Raw genomic sequence first — 18,834 nt, 5'->3', positions numbered from 1 at the left:
AAAGAGAGAATGCAAATTATGTTACTTAGTTACTTGTTATTAAGGTAATTAAGTTGAATTTTTTTAAGGATGATAAGTGATGTAAAAATCAGTGACGATATATAACACATAGGTATTCCTGAATCAGTTTTAGGGCATTCTGCATTACCTATAAACTGCATTACCGATGCCACTAAAGCAATTAGTGCTGCAATACCGGTAAATAAGAAATAAATGAGATTACATTTTTTAAGCAAATGCGAAATAAAGGGAAGTATAAAACATATTAAGATGATTAAACAAGCAGGCACAGCCCCAAATTTGGGGCAGCCATCACCTGTTGTAAATTCTGTAATAACTAGACTACCCGCACCAAAAAGACCGATGAGGAATAGTATATTTATAACCCAGAATAAAGTAGTACTAGCTTTCATTTTTAGGGGTTATATGACAAGTGGGGCACTCTAGACCGCTAACCTTACTTTTTAGCTGTATACCTGTTAAATGGGTAACCACAAAATTTTGAATAAAGGCATGTTTACTACTGTGATTATTAACTTCAATCTGTAAATCCTTATATTTTTTACGAACTACGTTTCCATATTCTTGGTCACCCCAACAATTAGGACAAACACCTTCCGGAACTTTATCGAATTCGTCTCGTCTTTTATTGAACATTCTTTTTAGAGATTCTATCATTTTTTTGTTTTCAAGGTTGTTACTACAGTATCATTTGCCATTTGTAGATTACGTTCTTTGATAACATCTACAACCGAATTAATTTTAGGCGAAATAATCTCGTCTTTATTACCATTTGAATAGGCTACCGTTATTTTATCTATATGCTGAGTTTTGCCTAATCCAAAGTGCAGTAATGCAGTTTGATCACTCGCTAATCCTTCACCGGTTACCAGCCAATCTGTATAAGTTTCATCTGGTGTAACAACGGTAACTTTAGCTCCCATAGCTTCTGCAGCATCTGCTAAATCTACTTGTACAAAATTGTTAGCATTTCCTTTATTGATAAAAGCATTTGAAGGGCCGTCTATATTGGTCCAAATAAGGTCTAAATGTCCATCAGCATTAAAATCACTTACAAGTGCGGTTATACCATACAAAGGATTCTCAACACCACTTTCTGTTTCTGTTGGTACAAAAGTGTGGTCTTCTTTTTGAATCAATAATCGCCCAGGTAGTTTAAATATTTTACTGAAAGGAAAATCGACATAATTTTCTGCAACTATCAAATCTTGTAGTCCGTCATTATTCATGTCGGCAAAAGTGCATCCCCATGAAAACTCATAATCAGCAATTTTAGCCTCTTCTGCGGCATCGGTAAATTCAAAATTGCCCTCATTTTTAAACAGAATCCATTTATCATTAAAAAGGGATTTATCTTTAATGTCACCGCTTGCCATAAAATTTGGGGCGGTAGTACCAACATTAGAGAACATAAAATCTACTAAGCCGTCATTATTATAATCACCAACTGCAAGTCCCATAGGGTAAGCGAACTTACCAGTTAACGGATTCGATTTCATAGTAAAAGTCAAATCACCGTTATTTTTATATGTTCTAGCTTCGCCGGTATCATGAACTACAACAAGATCTAACCAAGAGTCATTGTCTATATCTACTAAAACCCCTTGAAAAGTGTTATGTATGTAGTCTAAGCCAGCAGCTTTCGTAATACTCTTAAAAGTATTATCACCGTTGTTTAATAATAATTCACTTGTAGAGCCATAATCATAGCGTTCAAAAATGTTTTGCCCCTCCATCAGTTCTTTGTGCAGGTAGGTAGCTAAGAAAATATCTAAATCTCCGTCCTTATCAATATCGCCAAGGGTAATTCCTGCAGGAGATGATTTTTTATTTACAGGTGTATTAACGATTGTTTCTGTAAACGTTTTACCATCATTATAGTAAATACGAAGACCATCTTCGCGAGCAATAATAAGGTCAGTAAAGCCATTATTGTCCATATCTCCAGAAACAACTCCTAATGAAGTTGTGGTGTTGCCTTTTTTTGGTAAACCAACTTCTTCTGAAACTAGTACGAATTCATTATTTCGATATGCGTAAATGGCATCTTCTTGACTCATTCCTCCACCAAAAAATACTTCATCGATGTTGTCATTATCAATATCAATAAGTGCTGACGGAGCTAATGGAAGTGATTTTTCACCAGTGTATTTATGAATAAAGTCTAGGGGTACATTTGAAAATTCAGGTATTTTATCTGATTCAATACTAACATCGTATTTATCAGAAACAGAATCTCGCCAGAATCTGAAAAAGACTAAGATTATCATCATCAATAGGAGTGTACCTATTATTGTTAGTGTTTTTTTAATCATTATGTAAAGGTTTTATAAGAATATGTAGTTGGTATAGCGATAAGCTAAAAAGTATAAAATGAGTAATGTTCATAAGAATTGGTAAGGTATGTTGACCAATAGACGGGATTGCTAAACCAACAAGTGCCACAGCAATTAAGATAACAATTGGACTAAAAATTGCCATCCATTTTTTATAGTACGTACCGCCTTTAAGTATTGCAACGATGAAAACAATAGATAGCAATGCAACTATAACCCTTAGTGCTTGCACTAATACTTCCATATGATTTGTATAATGCGCTAGCAGATCTTTATAAACTTCTGGGTTCATGGAATCTTTAAGATGTACAATGTTACCTATAGAAGAGCGAGATCCAATCCATATGCCTCCAACGGCAAAGGCAATAAAGCCAATGGCGAGTACCAATCTGGCTAATATTTCATTACCTGATCTTAACATTAGATATATATGAATGTACCCAGCAAAATAAAAAGGTAGACCAATGACCGCTAAAAAGTGCCCTAAAGTCATATGCTCTAGGTCTACAAAGGCAAAGAATTCATAATTTTCTGAATGACCTAAAATATTAGTAGAGTAGTGGAGTAAATATTCTCCTATACCGACTAGAATTGATCCGATTAATCCTAGATATCCTAGAAATTGAATTGTTTTGTTTGTACTCATTTGGTTGATTTAGAATCTTTGACGAAAAATTTTAACATTTCTTTCAATAAAAAGTAAAAAAATATTGAAGCGGGTAAAATAGTTAAGCCCCAACCTACAAAACCACAGAGTAATTCATATGAAAGTGAACTTAGCGTATTCCAAAAACTAAGGTCATAACTTGCTTTTATAGCCTCAAAAGTTAATAGGGTATGTGCCGTTCCAAAAAGTGTTTCGCCAATATTGATAAAAGGAATAAAAAGAAGTGCCTTAATAGGCTCCACAACATAGCTCAATGCAATCATTATGGGTAGATTTAATTTGTACCTGACAGCAAGTGCAGTAAGAACTATTGTTGAAATACCAAAAATAGGAAACAGAGAAACAACTATTGCGACAGTAATACTTAATGACAATTGCTTAGGAGTAAGCCCTTGTTTAAAAAGTTCTGTGAACTTATTCCAAGTTTTTTTAATAAAATTCATTCCATAATTATATTCAGATGAGCTTTAAGTCGTAAAACGAACTCAAAACTTTTAATACAATTTTGAAAGTAGTATTAATTATATAGGAATCTTACTAAAGATTTTTGAGAAGTTACTACAGGCGACATTTGTAAATTATATAGTTTAATTCTGAAATTTAGAAGCAATAATTTCATTTAGCAATCACAGCATATAAAAAGCCAACTACAATAATACCTGCAAAAGTATAGCCCACTAATTTACCAGTTACTTTAGAACCTTTAAATAGGGCAATTCCTAATTTAACAAGCATATTACTCATTACGGCGGTAACAATTACAGAAGATGCCAGTTTGATTTTTTCTGGGTCAGAAGCAAATTTTGCTAAACTAATAGTGATGGCATCGGTATCTGCTAAACCGGCAATTAAAGCAGAATAGTACAATCCACTTTCTCCAAAATATTGATTACTATAAAAAACAGCAAAGAGTATTACCACATAAATAACACCGAAACCAATGGCATTAAGAAGATTCATTGGGTTGCCAAGGTTGATATTCGTGTCTGGTTTATTGGTATCTTCTTTAATTAGAATTAAAGAAACTATAAGACATATTACTGAAAACACAGCAAAGGGTATTGCTACATACATAAATAACGCACTATTAAAAATGTAAGTCAATAATGCGAGTCTTGGAAACATAATTGCCGATGCAATGATGATACCCGCAGCATATTTTCTAGACAATTCTGGAGATTCAACACTTCTAGATGCGTAGCTCCATGTCACTGCCGTACTTGAAATGAGTCCGCCAAGAATAGCAGTCAATAAAATTCCTTTTTTAGAGCCTACAAATTTGACCAGAAAATAACCAATGAAGTTTAAGAACGATACAATGACAATAATAGACCCAATCTCAAACGGATTTATCAACTCATTAGGACCGTAGTTGTTATTAGGTAAAAACGGTAGAATCAATAAAGCGATTATAGAAAATTTTATCAACGCAAAAAGCTCGTCAGAAGTAATGTTTCTAATAACGGTATGAAAACGAGTCTTAAGAGAAAGCAAGGTCACGATAATTACCGCAGTTGCAACTGCATTTCTATAATATTCGGCAGAAACCATTAAACCTAATATTAGGGTAGCAATTAAAGCAATGTTGGTAGTAAAGCTCCTTTCATACTCAACAGTCTCTTTATATAAATGATTGAAGCCTAAAAAGAAAATGAAGGCACCTAAACCAATAATAGGTAACCAGGTAGAGTAGGTTTCGGTTAGGCTACCTAAAGTAAAACCTATAATAGCAACGATAGGGAAAGCACGTATACCTGCAAACCCTTTATCTTCTTTTAAGTTGTTATACTCTCGCTCAAGTCCAAGAATTAGACCTATGCCAAGACTTAATAGTACCCCTAAAATATAAGGGTCAAATACTTTTAGTATTTTATCAACTTCATCCATTTATCAACTGTTAAAATTGATCATTTCTGAAAATAGAAATGATAATATAAAAACCCAAAATTGCAGATAGTACAAACCCAATAGCACCCAAAAGAGGTATGCCATTTATTAACGGTGGCATTTTTGCCATTACCAATAATGATGAGCCTATTGAAAGTGCAGCGATTATTACGGCGAAAACTAAACGGTTTACTGCCTTGCTAGTTGCTGTCTGAAATTCTTTAAGACCTTTGTGTTCATGTATAATTTCTAATTTACCATCTTTTATTTTTTTTACGATGGTGTTTATATCATCCGGCAGTGTATCTGCTAAGGCATTGATATCTTTTAAACGATTCAGATTCTTTTTGAACAGGTATTTTAAACTAAATCTCTTTCGTAAAATCTTTGCTGTATACGGTTCTAGATTTTCAGTGATATTAAATTCAGGATCAAGTTTAAGACCTACACCTTCAATAAGAATAATACCTCTAATAAGCATATAAAGGTAATGTGGTATTATAATTTTATTCTCGTACAAAACAATCTTAAACTGCGATAAGGTATCGCCAAGTTTAATATTTTGGATGGCGGTATTACTAACACCTTCAAGTAATTGATATAAATCTTGTTCTAGTTTTTTATAATCGGGTATGTTGGTTCTAATGGCAATTTTCTCTAGTAAAGTAATTATTTTTTTAACGTCTTTACTTAAAAAATAGAGCAATAGATCATTTATAGATTCTTTTTCATTTGGCAAAATAGTACCCATCATTCCGAAATCTAAAAAGCATATTTTTCCACTTTCCGGAAGTATAAATATGTTACCAGGATGAGGATCTGCATGAAAAAAACCAAAATCCAATATTTGTTCAATATAAAGGTCTACACCAATTTTGGCAACCGCTTTTGGGTCTATGTTTGCGGTAATCAATGCTTCTACATTAGATACTTTAATACCATCTATAAACTCCATACAAATAATTTTATCTGTAGAAAGTTCTTTATAGACTTCAGGAACATGAATAAACTCATTACCCGCAAAATTTTGGGCAAAACGTTCAGTATTGTCTATTTCCCTTGCAAACTGAAGTTCTTCTTTTATACTGCGTTCAAAAGATTCTATAATACGAATAGGTTGAAAAGCTTTTGCCTGTGAACTATATTTCTCAAGACTATCTGCAACCTGTTTCATGACCATAAGGTCGGCTTCAATAATCTCAGTGATATTCGGTCTTTGAATTTTTAAAATTACCGTTTCGCCGTTTACTAGTTGTGCACGATGTACCTGTGCTAAAGATGCGGCAGCTAATGGCTCTAATTCAATTGTAGCAAAATACTTGAACTTTTCAATACCTAATTCTTCTTCAACAGTAGCTAATACATCAAAGTCTTTAAGCTTGGGTACATGATCTTGTAATTTTTCTAGCTCATCTATGAGCTCCAGCGGCAGCATATCTTCACGAGTACTAAAAATCTGCCCAAGTTTTATATAGGTAGGTCCTAATTCCTCTAACACCATTCTTATACGTTCATATTTAGAAAAGGAAAGATTTGTTTTCGTTTCCGGATGTTTTTCTAAATATTTCTTTGGAATTATTTTAAGAATGGGACTATGAGATAACACATCTTCAAAACCGTATTTAACCAGTACATTGAATAGGGTAGCGTACCGCTTTATTTCTTTTTGAGTTGGAATTCTTAATATGGCCATTTAGTATTGGTCTATTACGGTCTGTTGTTTTTATAAATATAAAGTAAGAACAAAAATTTATCCAAGCATTAGCGGAGTATTCTTTTACTGTTACTTAGAACTTTTATGCTCTTCAAGATAATGATTCAGCATTTGTTTTAAGCTTTCTAAATATTCTTGCATTACAACCTTGTCCATATGTGGGTGTTGACTAACAGGCAAGGTCATTGGGTTTTCATCCAATGAGCGATAAAGCTCTGGGTAGTTGGTTTCAATATCTGTAGTCAGCGCTGTAATTTCATTTAAAACTTTATGTAATTGCTTCATATCCTTGATTTTAATTATTTGACTTGTGGTAAAACTAATAATGGAATTTTTGTTTTAGCACTTAGATTTTTAATGATATTTTCTCTTAACAGTTGTTTGAAAAAGCCATGTTTGGTTTTCAAAATCACCATGGTGTCAATACGCTGGTTTTCCTTTTCAATTTGGTAAAGAGTGTACGCCACATTGTCTTGAAGTTCAATTTCAAAAAAATGATTTTTGACTTCTTTCAATTCACTTTTCAATAATTCTTTGTTCGCTTTTTGTTCATCGCTTAAAACTTCTTCGGTTTTAACATGCGCGATATTTAATGTAGTTTTTTTTAAGTTAACCATTTTTAAAAGAGGAGATAACTCTGCATTTGTAAACGTATGTTTATAATCGGTAGCAAAAACAATTTCTTTTGAACTAGTGCTCTCATATTCTGGAGGAACAATAATTAAAGCCGAATTTTCTAGATGCTCAATTAAATCTAAAGCATTGCTGCCAATAAAGATCTGACTTAAGTTAGAAGCACCTCTTGTACCAATAATAATAAAATCTGCATTGATGATTTTTTGAGATTGGTTCGTTAAATTCAAAACAGATTCCGTTTTCAAAATACCTTCAAAATAGAACTCTTTATCAGCATTTTGCAATTCTAAACTTTTAACCAAAAGGTCTAATTTTTTTACAGTGGCAGATTTAGACATATCTGACGAAGGAGCATTATGGTAGCCATGAAGAATATAAAAGGTGCACGTCTCATTTTTAAAAAGATCAAGAGCGTAATCTATTGCCTTTAGCGCATTTAAAGAAAAATCTGTAGGAATAATAACTTTTTTCATAGTTGAAAAGCTTTGAGTTTTAATAGTGAATACTTTAATTTTTATACCCTTGTAATACCTAATCTTCTTACCATTTCTTCGCCATCGATAACATGTTCGGTAATAGCAAATACTTCTTTACGGTTTGCTCTAAATTGCTTTACAAATAGTGTAAGATCGTCTTCTAGCTGCTCATGTTCAGTTCTAAAGATGTGAGAATCGTAGGCAAAAGGGTTATCTATTAACTCAGCTAAATGATGTAGGTGCGTATCAATCTTTTTAACTAGTGTATCGCATTTTTTATCCGTATCAATAAGGCTTACTTCAATTTCTCTAACCATATCGATATTATCTTTCTTAGAAATCCACATAAAGTATTTATCTATTAAATGATGTAAAAACTTTAAGTCTTCATTGTAGAAAGCCAGATCAGATTTCCAATGCTCGGTCAATACATAGAGAGATTTCCAGTCTGCTTCATGAATATAATTGTCATTTGGTCTATTTCTAAAATTGCTCATTTCTACACTTTTAAATTAAAGTATAAAGTTATTGCCCTAAGGGTTGAAAATTTATGACCAAAATCATGATTACAATAAAGTTAACTATCATTCGTGCGTATTATAAGATAAATCATTCCTATTTAAGATGACTTCCAATTTACGTGATGAAATTTAGTAGACATGATGCTAATCATGTTTTTTTGTTTTGATAGTCAATACTTTAGATAAAACATTTAAAACAATTATCTCGTGAAGACTATACTATATTGTACTGATTATTCTGAAAATTCTATAGCAGCATTAAAATATGCGTACCATATGGCTAAGCAAATGGAAACCCGTTTGGTCATTAGTCATGTATTTGATTACCCCACCATATTGGGTACAGATAATCTTGACGAACCTTTTCCGCATCTAGACCAAAATGCACATAAATCACACAGGTTTAAACTTGAAAAATTCTGCGATGAGCATTTGGGGAGTTCTTGGCAAGATCCTAATGTTGTATTGGAAGCATATGAAGATAAATCTGTTGTACAAGGTATCATTTCAGTTGCAGTAGAATGGCATGCTTACCTAATTATACTTGGTATTAAAGGGGGCAGCGCCATTAGGGAAATGATAATGGGCAGTACTACTAGAAACTTATTAGAAAAAGCTCCTTGTCCGGTATTGAGTATACCGTCAGATGCTTCCTATATGCCTATTAAGAATATAGTATATGCAACTGATTTTGAAGAAGAAGATATATATGCCATTCGTAAGTTGGTAGAAATGGCTCAACAATTAAAAGCAGCTATAAAAGTGGTTCATATTTCTACTAAAGATGAATACAAAGGAGAAATGCAGCTAGAGTGGTTTAAAGAGATGCTCAATGAAAAAGTAAGCTATAACAAAATTGATTTTGAATTATTGTTTACAGAAGATGTATTTGAAACGCTTAGAATGTACCTAGGTGATACAAATGCAGATTTAGTGGTAATGCTTGAAAGAGAACATAAGGGAATTCTAAAAAACGTATTTCATAGAGATTTAGTGAAGAAAATGGAATCTTACGGTAGAGTACCGCTCTTAAGTTTTAGAGGATCAAATCATCAATTATTTTATTTCAAACAAGCACTTTAAAAAAGTAAGTCATGGCAAGAAGAATTTATAGTATTATAATAGCGATTGCATTAGGATTAGGTTTTTATTTGTTCGCCATTAGAGACACACATTCAAAAGCATATTTAATTACAATTTCAGCAATCATTTTCACTTTGTTTAGCATGGGTATTCACGGTCTGCTAGCTCATTCTTTAAAACCAAAAGTTAAAGGAGATATTATAATTTACCCACTTCTTATGGGGGTTCTATGGGCTGTTTTGTTCTTTTTGTTTGTGTTTGTATTTCTGCCGATTCTCTGCCCGGATTTCTTGCTGCAGTTATAGTTAAAAGGTTTAATAAAGGTTGACTTAAATAGTGTAAATCAATATTTAAGCAAATTATGCTTGATATAGAATACCCATAGATAGTATAACCTTAAGATAAATTAAAACGCGCTATAGATTTGTCTTATGTAAATTTAATGTTAATTTTGTGTATATAAATAGTAAATAGAATAATGGTGGTAGAGAATAATAATAGTGTGTCAAATAATGAACAACCATTATCAAAAGAAAGTACGGTGGTACAAGAGCAGGGTGTAACCATAGTTGATGCTATTGAAAATCTAGAAGCGGATTTAGATGCAGAGCTTACACCTGAAAATTTAAAAAAAGAGAAATCCAAGAAAAAAACTACTTCTAAAAAGAAGAAAGAAAAAAATAATAAGAGGAAATCAAGTAAAATTAAATTAACTAAAAAAATGAAAGCAGAGATTAAACAAGTTACAAAATCAGCTAAGAAGGTAGAAAGTCTAAAGAGCAAGTTGAAGAAAGCTAAAAAGAAAGACGCAAAGAAAAGTGAGATTAAAAAAATGAAAAGCAAGTTAAGCGCATCGGTCAAAAGACTGAAAAATAAAAAAGCAAAACTTAGAAAAGCTTTAAAATAATATAGAAAAAACCAACTTCATTATAATTTTAAGAGATTACTACTTTAATCTTCACGTGGTATATCTATAAAATTTTATAATGTTTATACCAAGATTCCTCTAGGTATGATTTTACTCATATAATACCACAAAGATTTTCTATTATTTTGAATTATAATAATCTATAATTCATGCGATATCTGAACCTTAGTGTACTATTTCTACTTTTTCTTTCCTGTGGAGAGAAACAAGAAAAGGTACTTCCGCAAAAATCTCAATTGATATCTTCGGTATATGCGTCTGCCACTGTTCAACCAGATAGTATATATCAAGTTTATGCTGTTGTAGCTGGTATTTTAGATGATAACCTAGTAGAAGAGGGAGATTTGGTCAAAAAGGGAGATCTTATTCTGCAGGTAAATAATCGCACTCCTAAATTAAATTCAGAAAACGCATATTTGACCTTACAGCAGTCCAAAGAAAACTTTCAAGGAAATGCCGCTATTTTAAAAAGTATTGAAGATGATATTTACGCAGCAGAACTAAAGTTCAATAACGATTCTATCAATTTTGCTAGACAAAAACGACTTTGGGAGCAGAATATAGGATCAAAAGCGGAGTTTGATACTCAAAAGTTGAACTATGAGCTTTCAAGAAATCAACTAAATCAACAAAGGTCTAGTTATGAAAGAACAAAAAATGATTTAGAGACTGCTTTACAGCAAGCTAAAAACAGTTATTCATCCTCTAAAATTATAGCAGAAGATTATACTATTAATAGCAAGATCAACGGTAAGGTTTATGCTTTGTTTAAAGAACCTGGTGAACTAATTAGCACGCTAGAGCCATTAGGTGCAATTGGTAGCGCTACCGACTTTAAAATAGAAATGTTGATAGATGAGGTAGATATCATTAAAATTAAATTAGGTCAGAAAACATTGATAACCTTAGATGCTTACCCAATGGAAGTTTTTACGGCTACGGTGAGCAAGATATATCCTCAAAAAGATGAAACATCGCAAACATTCAAGGTTGAGGCACTATTTAAAAATCCGCCCAAGGTATTATATCCCGGTCTTGCTGGCGAGGGTAATATTGTAATTTCAGAAAAAGAAAATGCACTTACCATACCCAGAGATTATTTAGTGGATGGTAATAAAGTAGTAACAGAAGAGGGTACCGTAACGGTAGAAGTAGGAGCTGAAAACTTAGAAAGGGTTGAAATTATTTCTGGTATTACCGAAAATGATATGATTTTAAAACCAGTTCAATAATGAATTGGCCAGTTATACTAAATATCGCTAAAACACATCTTCTTACGAAGATGAAATCTACAGCAACGGCAGCATTAGGGGTTACGTTTGGTATAGGTGCTTACATTACTATGGTAAGTTTTATGACCGGTCTAAACGATATGTTAGATGACTTGGTATTAAACCAAACACCACATATTCATTTGTATAATGAAATAGAACCCACCATAGATCAGCCAGTTTCGCTGTATGAGCAGTTTAATAACGCGGTTCAAATGATCAGTTCTATAAAACCGAAAAACGGACAAAAAAAGATTCATAATGCGCTTCCTATTTTAAATCATTTAAAGCAAATGGATGAGGTAAAAGGAGCAACGGCACAAGTACGCGCACAGATATTTTATTTATCGGGTTCTATAGAATTATCGGGTAATTTAATAGGTGTAGATATTATGGAGGAAACACGACTTTCTAATATGCGCGATTATATTGTTGAGGGATCACCAGAAGCTTTAAATACTATGGATAACGGAATTTTACTAGGTTCTGGTCTTGCCAGTAAAATGTCATTGAAGATTGGTGATAGAGTACAGATAAGTACCGCCCAAGGAGCTGTATTTCCTTTGAAAATAGTAGGTATCTACCAGAGCGGAGTAGCTGATATTGATAACTCTCAAAGCTATTGTAACTTAAAAACCGTACAGCGAATTTTAGGAGAGGCGCAAAACTATATCACAGATATAAATATTAAATTAAACAATATTGAAAATGCCCCGATATTGGCAAAGGGTTTCGAAAAACAATTTGCTGTTACAGCAACAGATATTAATGAGGCAAATGCCCAATTTGAGACCGGTACCAACATTCGTAATTTAATAACCTATGCGGTTTCAATAACACTTTTAATAGTAGCAGGTTTTGGAATATATAATATTCTAAATATGCTTATTTATGAAAAAATGAAAGATATCGCCATTTTAAAAGCTACCGGTTTTTCAGGTAAGGATGTGCAGTACATTTTCATGAGCCAGGCAATGATTATTGGTATAATAGGTGGCGTTTTAGGTTTGATTTTAGGTTTTATTCTATCTGTTATAATTGATGGTGTTCCTTTTAAGACAGAGGCTTTACCTACAATGACAACATATCCTGTTCATTTTAGTGCCATGTACTATATAATAGGTATTGTCTTTGCGTTAATTTCAACTTTTATAGCAGGATGGTTGCCCTCTATTAAAGCGAAGCATATTGATCCTGTAAAAATTATTAGAGGTACTTAATAAATAGTAAATGGACATTGTATTAGAAGCAAAAGATATAAATAAGCACTTTCATAAGCCTAAGGATTTTCATGTTTTAAAAGATATTTCCTTTAAAATATTTAATGGGGAATTTGCTTCTATTATGGGGAAGTCAGGTTCTGGAAAATCTACATTGCTGTATATTTTATCAACTATGGATACCGAATATACCGGCGAATTATTATTGAACAATAAATTGATAACCGGTTTGTCTGCAACTGAGTTATCACTTATAAGAAATGAGAATATTGGATTTGTATTTCAATTTCATTACCTATTATCTGAATTTAGTGTGGTTGAAAATGTAATGTTACCGGCAAAAAAATTAGCTCGTAAAAGTCACCAAGAAATTGAACACGATGCTATGCAGAAATTGAAAATGTTAGGTATTGAATCTTTGGCTAAACAAAAGGCATCTCGTATTTCTGGTGGGGAGAAACAACGTGTTGCTATCGCTAGGGCATTAATTAATAATCCCTCCATACTTATGGGAGATGAACCTACGGGTAATTTAGATAGTTACAATTCTGATAATGTTTTTAATATTTTCAAGCAATTAAAAGAAGAAGAAGGGTTGTCTTTGCTTATTGTTACGCATGATGAAGACTTTGCCAAACGAACAGATTACATCATTCAAATGGAAGATGGCCGTATTGTTGGTAAATCTAGTAACTTGTAACAAATCACATGTAGCATTTTTCAACTAAATAGCATTAAAGCCAAATGTGATTTCTAGAATACGAACTCTATGTGGACTTCAATTTTTATTGGTATATATGTATTAATAGCATTGTCTATAGTATTGTCGATTTTGTTATATGGGGCAAAGCCTACCAAAAGTCTGGCTTGGCTTTTAACCATTTTTGCACTACCTGTGGGTGGTATTTTTCTTTATTTATTATTAGGTCGAAATAGAAGAAGGTACAAACTTATTCAAAATCAAAAAGACTTATTCAAAAGATTACCTAAGCCAAATGCAGAACAGAAAAATGTATTTGAGGGTAAGTATGGTAAATTGATGACACTTAGTTATAAGAATTCTCATTTTCCACCAACTTCAGGTAATAATCTGAAAATATTGAAAGATGGCAGAACAACCTTTGAAACAATATTTGAGGCATTAGAAGGAGCAAAAGTCAGAATACATATTCAATATTACATTTATGAAGACGGAGATCTCGCTAATAGACTATTGGCATTATTTGAAGAAAAGATAGCTCATGGTGTATCGGTACGAATGATTTATGATGGTATTGGTAGCTTCTCCTTAAGTAAAAAATACCTAAAGAAACTTATAGAAATTGGTGTAGAAGTATATTCGTTTTTACCATTTAAATTTGGCAGGTATTTTTACTCATTGAATTTTAGAAATCACCGAAAAATAATCGTTGTAGATGGTAAAATTGCTTTTACAGGTGGTATTAATGTTTCTGATAAATATTTAAAAGGTCAAGTAGGTCTGGGTAAATGGCATGATATGCATTTAAGGCTTAAAGGTTCTTCTGCTACACAGCTAGATCAAGTTTTTATGACAGATTGGTACTTGGTGAGTACACAATTATTAGAACCTATAAAACTTCCATTACCTGCTGAATCAGATGCCAATACTAATGAATTGGTACAAATTGTTGCCGGTGGTCCGGATGATGATTTTCCAGTGTTAGAGCAGACTTATTTTTCTATGATAAATATGGCCAAGAACTATATTTATATTACCAACCCATATATTATACCAGGGCAGGCATTGGTAAGGGCATTGCAAACTGCAGCATTGAGTGGGGTAGATGTGAGGTTGCTAGTTTCTGAAAAGGCAGATAACCAGGTGGTAAGTTGGTCTGTACATTCTTATTTTGAGCTGTTTTTAAAAGCAGGTATTAAGATATATCTTTTCCCTGACGGCTTTCTACATAGTAAAATTATGGTGAGTGACGATGCCATTTCTTCCATAGGTACAGCAAACTTAGATGACCGAAGCTTTGAGCAAAATTATGAGGTAAATGCAATTATGTATCACAAACAAATTGCCAAACAATTGAAAGAAGATTTTCTAAATGATTGTCTTATCAGTAATGAATTAATCTATGATGAATATATAAAAAGACCTTGGAGCAAAAAGCTTAAAGAAGGTGTTGGCAAAGTACTGAGTCCGTTGTTCTAGAGTTGTTTATTCAACTTGAGAAGTAAAAACCAAATCTTGATCTTCCATCGCAACGATAATCATTTTAACGTAATCTTTAATTGCCTTATCAATATTGTTAGGTTCAGTGATTTCGATGATTCCCCTCCATATCATAGCTCTTTCTTTACCTTCACAAATGCAATATAAAGTAGTCTCTGCATGGTAAATAGTATATTGGTCATAGTAGTTGTCATCGTAATAAATACCTTGATGTTCTAAATAATCATCGTTGAATCTAGACTGGTGGTCATCCCATCTAGAGATTGATTTTACAAAGTTCTCACGATTTTCAGACCCTATAATTTTGGTAAGTAAAATAGCGTCAAAATCTTTGTCTAATAGACTTTGTTCCACATCGTCTAGTTCTTTTTCGGTCTTACGGGAATCGGTCAGGGACAGGTCAAAAATGTCTATACTGCGCCATGCTTCTACATCTCTGCTAGTAAATTCTTTTTGTAATTTGGTTTCAAAGTCTTCTCGTGTATCATCATTCTGTGCCATACCTACAATTAGAACCTTGTTGGCATTGAATATTACGATATCTGGGTTTTTCCAGTTTTCTACTAAACTAATAGAAGAACAACCCATAAACATCAATGATAATATTACAATTAACTTTTTCATAAGGCAGGTGTATTTAATACTAATATTTTTCGAAGATACTATTTTGTAAAAGTTAGGGATATGACGATTGTCAGTCTATATACTTAGCAAATTAGAGTAGTAATGGCTGCTATACAAGCAAATCTATTGTTTCTTCTAATTTGGGTATATGACAGTTCCACCCTTTGGTATCTCTTATTTTTACTTTAAAAGCATCTAAAGCCCCTGGTTCACCATGAATTAAGAAAACATTTTCTATGGTATTTTTAATACCATCAATAAAATGAAGAAGCTCAGCTTGGTCTGCATGTGCAGAAAGGCTCTCAATAAAATGAATACTAGCTTTTACCGGATAATATTTTCCGAATAATTTGAGTTCATGCGTACCCTCTAACAATTGTCTGCCACGTGTACCTTCTGCTTGGTAACCAACTAATAGAACCTTTGTTTTGGGTTCATCTATCAACTGTTTTAAATAGGTGAGTACGCGGCCGCCAGTAACCATGCCGCTACCTGCAATTACAATTTTAGGTCTTGGGTCATCTATAATTTTCCAAGTATCTGCGTATGATGATGTAATGGTAAAGTGATTGCACATAGCTTGGAAATCATTTTGGTTGAGCTTATGCCAATCTGTAAATTGCCCAAATACATCTAGAACATTACTACCCATTGGGCTATCTATAAATATGGGTATGTTGGGTATTTTGTTCTTTTTATATAAATCCCAAAACAAAAACATGAGTAGTTGTAATCTTTCAACGGCGAAAGAAGGTATAATCAACGTACCACGTTCATTAATGGTTTTTTGAACCAAATCACTTAAAATTTCAGTAATGTTTTCTTTAGGATGTAGTTTGTTGCCATAGGTACTTTCTAAAAATAAATAGTCTGCCCATTCGGGTCTTTCTGGAGGCATTAATAACTCATCGTTCAATCTGCCTACATCGCCAGAGAAAACGAACATTTTTCCGAATATCTCCAATTCAATAAAAGTAGAACCAATGATATGGCCGTTATATCTATATTTAAAGCGAATGTTTTCTGAAAGTTGAAACCATTCATCTCTTTTTCTTCCAGAGAATAATCTAATGGTTTTTTCAGCTTCTATAATATTATAAAAGGGAAGCGCTTTAGGGTGTTTAGAAAAGCCTTCTTCATTTGCCTTTTTAGCTTGTTCTTCTTGTATTTTGGCACTATCAAGCAAAATAACACGAGCAATGGCTAAAGTAGGGTATGTGCCTATGATATCTCCTTTAAAACCTTCTTTTACCAACCTAGGTAAGTAGCCGGTGTGGTCTAGGTGGCCATGTGTTAGCATTACCACATCTATTTTACTAGCGTCTATAGATAAAGGCTCCCAATTTTTTTCACGTAACTCTTTAAGACCTTGAAACATGCCACAATCTATCATGATATTCAGTTCAGGAGTTTCTAGATAAAATTTAGAACCTGTAACTGTACCAGAAGCGCCTAAAAATTTTATACGTACTTTTTTCATGTTATTGAGTTTTGCAAAGTTGTGAGATTTCGTCTAAAATTTTGGATTTTCGTTCGGTAGAAATACCAAGGTGATCTAGGTAAAATTTGTCTTTTACAAGTTGTCTACACAGTACCACATTTCTGCTTAATAGAAATTGTTTTTCTCTTTTAGATAACAAGCTAGAAACCGTAATAGGGTAGAGCCCAAGCCTATCAATTCTGTCTTTTAGTCCGTCGTCTTTTGGAAAATCCCAACTTAAAAGATAAAGACCTGCACATTTACCGTAGGTTAAGGCATCTTCAGTGAATCGGGTGTTTGTAACTACCCAACCTTTATTTAATGGTTTGTTATTTTTATTTGTTATCCAGTGTGCTTTTACATCATTATATCTAGAGTGTATGTAAAGCGGAATTTTAACGTTGCAATTACGCCCCTCTTCATTGTGAAATTTACATTCTATAAGAGTTGCCGAACCATTTTTTTCTGCAATAACATCAATTTCATGGGTAACGCAGGCACCATTTAATATGATGTCTACGTCAACTTCATAACCTGAATATTGTAATATAGCGGCTATAAAACGTTCAAAAGGAAAACCAGTTGGACCCAATTCATAGATAGCCTTTTTGAGTTTGTATTTAGAGGCGAATACGGACTTGTTTTTTTTAAGCAACGAATACGCTCTATTATAGATTTCATTAGAGGTAATACCTTCAAAAAGTTCATCATATACCTTGCTAACAATTTCTTCTACCAGTTCATGGTTTGCGCCACTGTGCTTAAGAGAGTTACGAAGTTTGTCTAACGAGAACTTCATTTTCTGCCCAGAAGATTTTATAATGTCAATAGATTCTTTAATATCCATATTACTTTTTTAAATTAACATTAAGCGGTGGTACCTCAAGTAATTGTAATGTAGTAGAAGCTAGGGTTACTTTACCATTTGTATTAGAAATCGCTTTTTCAATATGTTGAAATAGCGTGTGTTTTGTATTTCTTCTTCTTTTATAATCTGTTATATATCTTAAATTTAATTGTACCCAATTATCGGTAAGGCTCATGGCTATCGTTGGTTCGATCGTTGCATCTTCTATATAATAATGAGCTACCATTTGTTGCCAATTAGCTTTTGATTTTTCTGTGTAATCAGATAAAAATGCATTGGCGGTTTTCAGCATAATGGTTTTGGCAAGTTCAGTATCAGAATTATAAGTAATGAGAATATTTAGTTCATCCCAAACGAAAGGGAAATCCATTGAATAATTCTTTATCGGACCTTTAAAAACAAAAGCATTACTGATTTTTACTATTCTACCTGAATAGTTGTCACTGCTAACCCATTCTCCCATCTCCATAATAGTGGTGTAAATACTGTCAATATCAATAACATCACCTTTTATATTATTGATTTCAATGCGGTCACCAGGTTTATACACGCGAACAAAAAATATATAGAAAGAGCCTGCAATACTAAGTATCAATTCTTGTAGGGTAAATGTGATACCAGCGGTAAATAAGCCGATAATTATGGTATAATCTTTAATGCTATCAACAGTAAATGCCATTAGAACTAAGAAAATAATAAGTACATAACCTATAAGTTCAACACCTTTTTGCGCCTTGTACCTTATAGAAATATCTTCTATCCTTTTTTTAAGCGCTTTTCTGATAAAACTGATAATGAAAACTATAAAGAGAATCCACGCAATTAACTTGATTATTTTAATTAGCGTAGGGTTCTCTAATAAGTTAGAAATTGTATCCATATGAATTGTTTAAAAAAACCGC

At 32.9% G+C, this 18,834-nt stretch carries 21 protein-coding genes; 7 read left to right on the top strand and 14 right to left on the bottom strand.

What is annotated here, in order from left to right; genetic code table 11:
- Positions 1–29: 29 nt before the first annotated feature.
- The 10 genes from UH1x_RS01670 to UH1x_RS01625 all read right to left on the bottom strand — a co-directional run bounded on the left by UH1x_RS01670 (position 30) and on the right by UH1x_RS01625 (position 8,234).
- Positions 30–413, bottom strand: a complete 384-nt coding sequence (locus UH1x_RS01670; protein WP_482624617.1) for a hypothetical protein — start codon at positions 411–413, stop codon at positions 30–32.
- The gene (locus UH1x_RS01665) at positions 403–678 is read right to left on the bottom strand and encodes a hypothetical protein (protein WP_482624615.1); all 276 of its coding nucleotides are present in this window, start codon (positions 676–678) and stop codon (positions 403–405) included. Before UH1x_RS01665 ends, UH1x_RS01670 begins: the two co-directional genes overlap by 11 nt.
- On the bottom strand, positions 675–2,336 hold the full coding sequence (locus UH1x_RS01660; RefSeq protein WP_482624613.1) for a CRTAC1 family protein: 1,662 nt from the start codon (positions 2,334–2,336) through the stop codon (positions 675–677). The genes UH1x_RS01665 and UH1x_RS01660 overlap by 4 nt, the downstream gene beginning before the upstream one ends.
- Positions 2,329–3,003, bottom strand: a complete 675-nt coding sequence (locus tag UH1x_RS01655; protein WP_482624611.1) for a DUF6796 family protein — start codon at positions 3,001–3,003, stop codon at positions 2,329–2,331. The genes UH1x_RS01660 and UH1x_RS01655 overlap by 8 nt, the downstream gene beginning before the upstream one ends.
- Positions 3,000–3,467 (bottom strand): DUF2062 domain-containing protein, encoded by a 468-nt coding sequence (locus UH1x_RS01650; RefSeq protein ID WP_482624609.1) that lies wholly within the window; start codon positions 3,465–3,467, stop codon positions 3,000–3,002. Before UH1x_RS01650 ends, UH1x_RS01655 begins: the two co-directional genes overlap by 4 nt.
- A gap of 172 nt (positions 3,468–3,639) precedes the next feature.
- Positions 3,640–4,911, bottom strand: coding sequence for an MgtC/SapB family protein (locus UH1x_RS01645; protein ID WP_482624607.1), 1,272 nt, complete (start codon positions 4,909–4,911; stop codon positions 3,640–3,642).
- Between the two features lie 10 nt (positions 4,912–4,921).
- Positions 4,922–6,604 carry an ABC1 kinase family protein gene (locus UH1x_RS01640; protein WP_482624605.1) on the bottom strand — a complete coding sequence of 561 codons (1,683 nt, stop codon included), beginning with the start codon at positions 6,602–6,604 and terminating at the stop codon, positions 4,922–4,924.
- A gap of 90 nt (positions 6,605–6,694) precedes the next feature.
- Positions 6,695–6,910 carry a hypothetical protein gene (locus tag UH1x_RS01635; protein ID WP_405396279.1) on the bottom strand — a complete coding sequence of 72 codons (216 nt, stop codon included), beginning with the start codon at positions 6,908–6,910 and terminating at the stop codon, positions 6,695–6,697.
- Positions 6,911–6,924: 14 nt separating this feature from the next.
- Complete coding sequence (locus UH1x_RS01630; RefSeq protein ID WP_482624604.1) at positions 6,925–7,734, bottom strand: universal stress protein; 810 nt, start codon at positions 7,732–7,734, stop codon at positions 6,925–6,927.
- Between the two features lie 41 nt (positions 7,735–7,775).
- A complete protein-coding gene (locus UH1x_RS01625) occupies positions 7,776–8,234 on the bottom strand; it encodes a hypothetical protein (RefSeq protein ID WP_482624603.1) in 459 nt (152 codons plus the stop codon).
- A 231-nt stretch (positions 8,235–8,465) separates the two neighbouring features.
- Here UH1x_RS01625 and UH1x_RS01620 point away from each other — a divergent pair, with 231 nt between their 5' ends.
- From UH1x_RS01620 to cls, 7 genes are all read left to right on the top strand, one after another.
- Entirely contained in the window at positions 8,466–9,341 is an 876-nt protein-coding gene (locus tag UH1x_RS01620) for a universal stress protein (protein ID WP_482624602.1), read from the top strand.
- 11 nt (positions 9,342–9,352) lie between these two features.
- Entirely contained in the window at positions 9,353–9,646 is a 294-nt protein-coding gene (locus UH1x_RS01615; RefSeq protein WP_482624600.1) for a hypothetical protein, read from the top strand.
- A gap of 173 nt (positions 9,647–9,819) precedes the next feature.
- Positions 9,820–10,248: a hypothetical protein gene (locus UH1x_RS01610; RefSeq protein WP_482624598.1), complete on the top strand. Its 429-nt coding sequence runs from the start codon at positions 9,820–9,822 to the stop codon at positions 10,246–10,248.
- A 170-nt stretch (positions 10,249–10,418) separates the two neighbouring features.
- Positions 10,419–11,501, top strand: coding sequence for an efflux RND transporter periplasmic adaptor subunit (locus UH1x_RS01605; RefSeq protein ID WP_482624596.1), 1,083 nt, complete (start codon positions 10,419–10,421; stop codon positions 11,499–11,501).
- Positions 11,498–12,760, top strand: coding sequence for an ABC transporter permease (locus UH1x_RS01600; protein WP_482626475.1), 1,263 nt, complete (start codon positions 11,498–11,500; stop codon positions 12,758–12,760). The genes UH1x_RS01605 and UH1x_RS01600 overlap by 4 nt, the downstream gene beginning before the upstream one ends.
- A 10-nt stretch (positions 12,761–12,770) precedes the next feature.
- Complete coding sequence (locus UH1x_RS01595) at positions 12,771–13,460, top strand: ABC transporter ATP-binding protein (protein WP_482624594.1); 690 nt, start codon at positions 12,771–12,773, stop codon at positions 13,458–13,460.
- Positions 13,461–13,529: 69 nt separating this feature from the next.
- Positions 13,530–14,939, top strand: coding sequence for a cardiolipin synthase (gene cls / locus UH1x_RS01590; RefSeq protein WP_482624592.1), 1,410 nt, complete (start codon positions 13,530–13,532; stop codon positions 14,937–14,939).
- Positions 14,940–14,945: 6 nt separating this feature from the next.
- Here cls and UH1x_RS01585 read toward each other — a convergent pair whose 3' ends face one another.
- The 4 genes from UH1x_RS01585 to UH1x_RS01570 all read right to left on the bottom strand — a co-directional run bounded on the left by UH1x_RS01585 (position 14,946) and on the right by UH1x_RS01570 (position 18,812).
- On the bottom strand, positions 14,946–15,584 hold the full coding sequence (locus UH1x_RS01585; RefSeq protein WP_482624591.1) for a hypothetical protein: 639 nt from the start codon (positions 15,582–15,584) through the stop codon (positions 14,946–14,948).
- A gap of 109 nt (positions 15,585–15,693) precedes the next feature.
- On the bottom strand, positions 15,694–17,064 hold the full coding sequence (locus UH1x_RS01580) for an MBL fold metallo-hydrolase RNA specificity domain-containing protein (protein WP_482624589.1): 1,371 nt from the start codon (positions 17,062–17,064) through the stop codon (positions 15,694–15,696).
- 1 nt (position 17,065) lies between these two features.
- The gene (locus UH1x_RS01575) at positions 17,066–17,911 is read right to left on the bottom strand and encodes an ATP cone domain-containing protein (protein ID WP_482624587.1); all 846 of its coding nucleotides are present in this window, start codon (positions 17,909–17,911) and stop codon (positions 17,066–17,068) included.
- Between the two features lies 1 nt (position 17,912).
- Complete coding sequence (locus UH1x_RS01570) at positions 17,913–18,812, bottom strand: mechanosensitive ion channel family protein (RefSeq protein ID WP_482624585.1); 900 nt, start codon at positions 18,810–18,812, stop codon at positions 17,913–17,915.
- Positions 18,813–18,834 lie beyond the last annotated feature (22 nt).

It is taken from the genome of Maribacter sp. UH1, assembly GCF_056839145.1.
This window is presented reverse-complemented; position numbering and strand designations above follow the sequence as displayed.

Bases quoted from the DNA above. Each gene is read 5' to 3' on its own strand.
- UH1x_RS01670 (WP_482624617.1), bottom strand. From the start codon at position 413: ATGAAAGCTAGTACTACTTTATTCTGGGTTATAAATATACTATTCCTC.
- UH1x_RS01665 (WP_482624615.1), bottom strand. From the start codon at position 678: ATGATAGAATCTCTAAAAAGAATGTTCAATAAAAGACGAGACGAATTC.
- UH1x_RS01660 (WP_482624613.1), bottom strand. From the start codon at position 2,336: ATGATTAAAAAAACACTAACAATAATAGGTACACTCCTATTGATGATG.
- UH1x_RS01655 (WP_482624611.1), bottom strand. From the start codon at position 3,003: ATGAGTACAAACAAAACAATTCAATTTCTAGGATATCTAGGATTAATC.
- UH1x_RS01650 (WP_482624609.1), bottom strand. From the start codon at position 3,467: ATGAATTTTATTAAAAAAACTTGGAATAAGTTCACAGAACTTTTTAAA.
- UH1x_RS01645 (WP_482624607.1), bottom strand. From the start codon at position 4,911: ATGGATGAAGTTGATAAAATACTAAAAGTATTTGACCCTTATATTTTA.
- UH1x_RS01640 (WP_482624605.1), bottom strand. From the start codon at position 6,604: ATGGCCATATTAAGAATTCCAACTCAAAAAGAAATAAAGCGGTACGCT.
- UH1x_RS01635 (WP_405396279.1), bottom strand. From the start codon at position 6,910: ATGAAGCAATTACATAAAGTTTTAAATGAAATTACAGCGCTGACTACA.
- UH1x_RS01630 (WP_482624604.1), bottom strand. From the start codon at position 7,734: ATGAAAAAAGTTATTATTCCTACAGATTTTTCTTTAAATGCGCTAAAG.
- UH1x_RS01625 (WP_482624603.1), bottom strand. From the start codon at position 8,234: ATGAGCAATTTTAGAAATAGACCAAATGACAATTATATTCATGAAGCA.
- UH1x_RS01615 (WP_482624600.1), top strand. From the start codon at position 9,353: ATGGCAAGAAGAATTTATAGTATTATAATAGCGATTGCATTAGGATTA.
- UH1x_RS01610 (WP_482624598.1), top strand. From the start codon at position 9,820: ATGGTGGTAGAGAATAATAATAGTGTGTCAAATAATGAACAACCATTA.
- UH1x_RS01605 (WP_482624596.1), top strand. From the start codon at position 10,419: ATGCGATATCTGAACCTTAGTGTACTATTTCTACTTTTTCTTTCCTGT.
- UH1x_RS01595 (WP_482624594.1), top strand. From the start codon at position 12,771: ATGGACATTGTATTAGAAGCAAAAGATATAAATAAGCACTTTCATAAG.
- cls (WP_482624592.1), top strand. From the start codon at position 13,530: ATGTGGACTTCAATTTTTATTGGTATATATGTATTAATAGCATTGTCT.
- UH1x_RS01585 (WP_482624591.1), bottom strand. From the start codon at position 15,584: ATGAAAAAGTTAATTGTAATATTATCATTGATGTTTATGGGTTGTTCT.
- UH1x_RS01580 (WP_482624589.1), bottom strand. From the start codon at position 17,064: ATGAAAAAAGTACGTATAAAATTTTTAGGCGCTTCTGGTACAGTTACA.
- UH1x_RS01575 (WP_482624587.1), bottom strand. From the start codon at position 17,911: ATGGATATTAAAGAATCTATTGACATTATAAAATCTTCTGGGCAGAAA.
- UH1x_RS01570 (WP_482624585.1), bottom strand. From the start codon at position 18,812: ATGGATACAATTTCTAACTTATTAGAGAACCCTACGCTAATTAAAATA.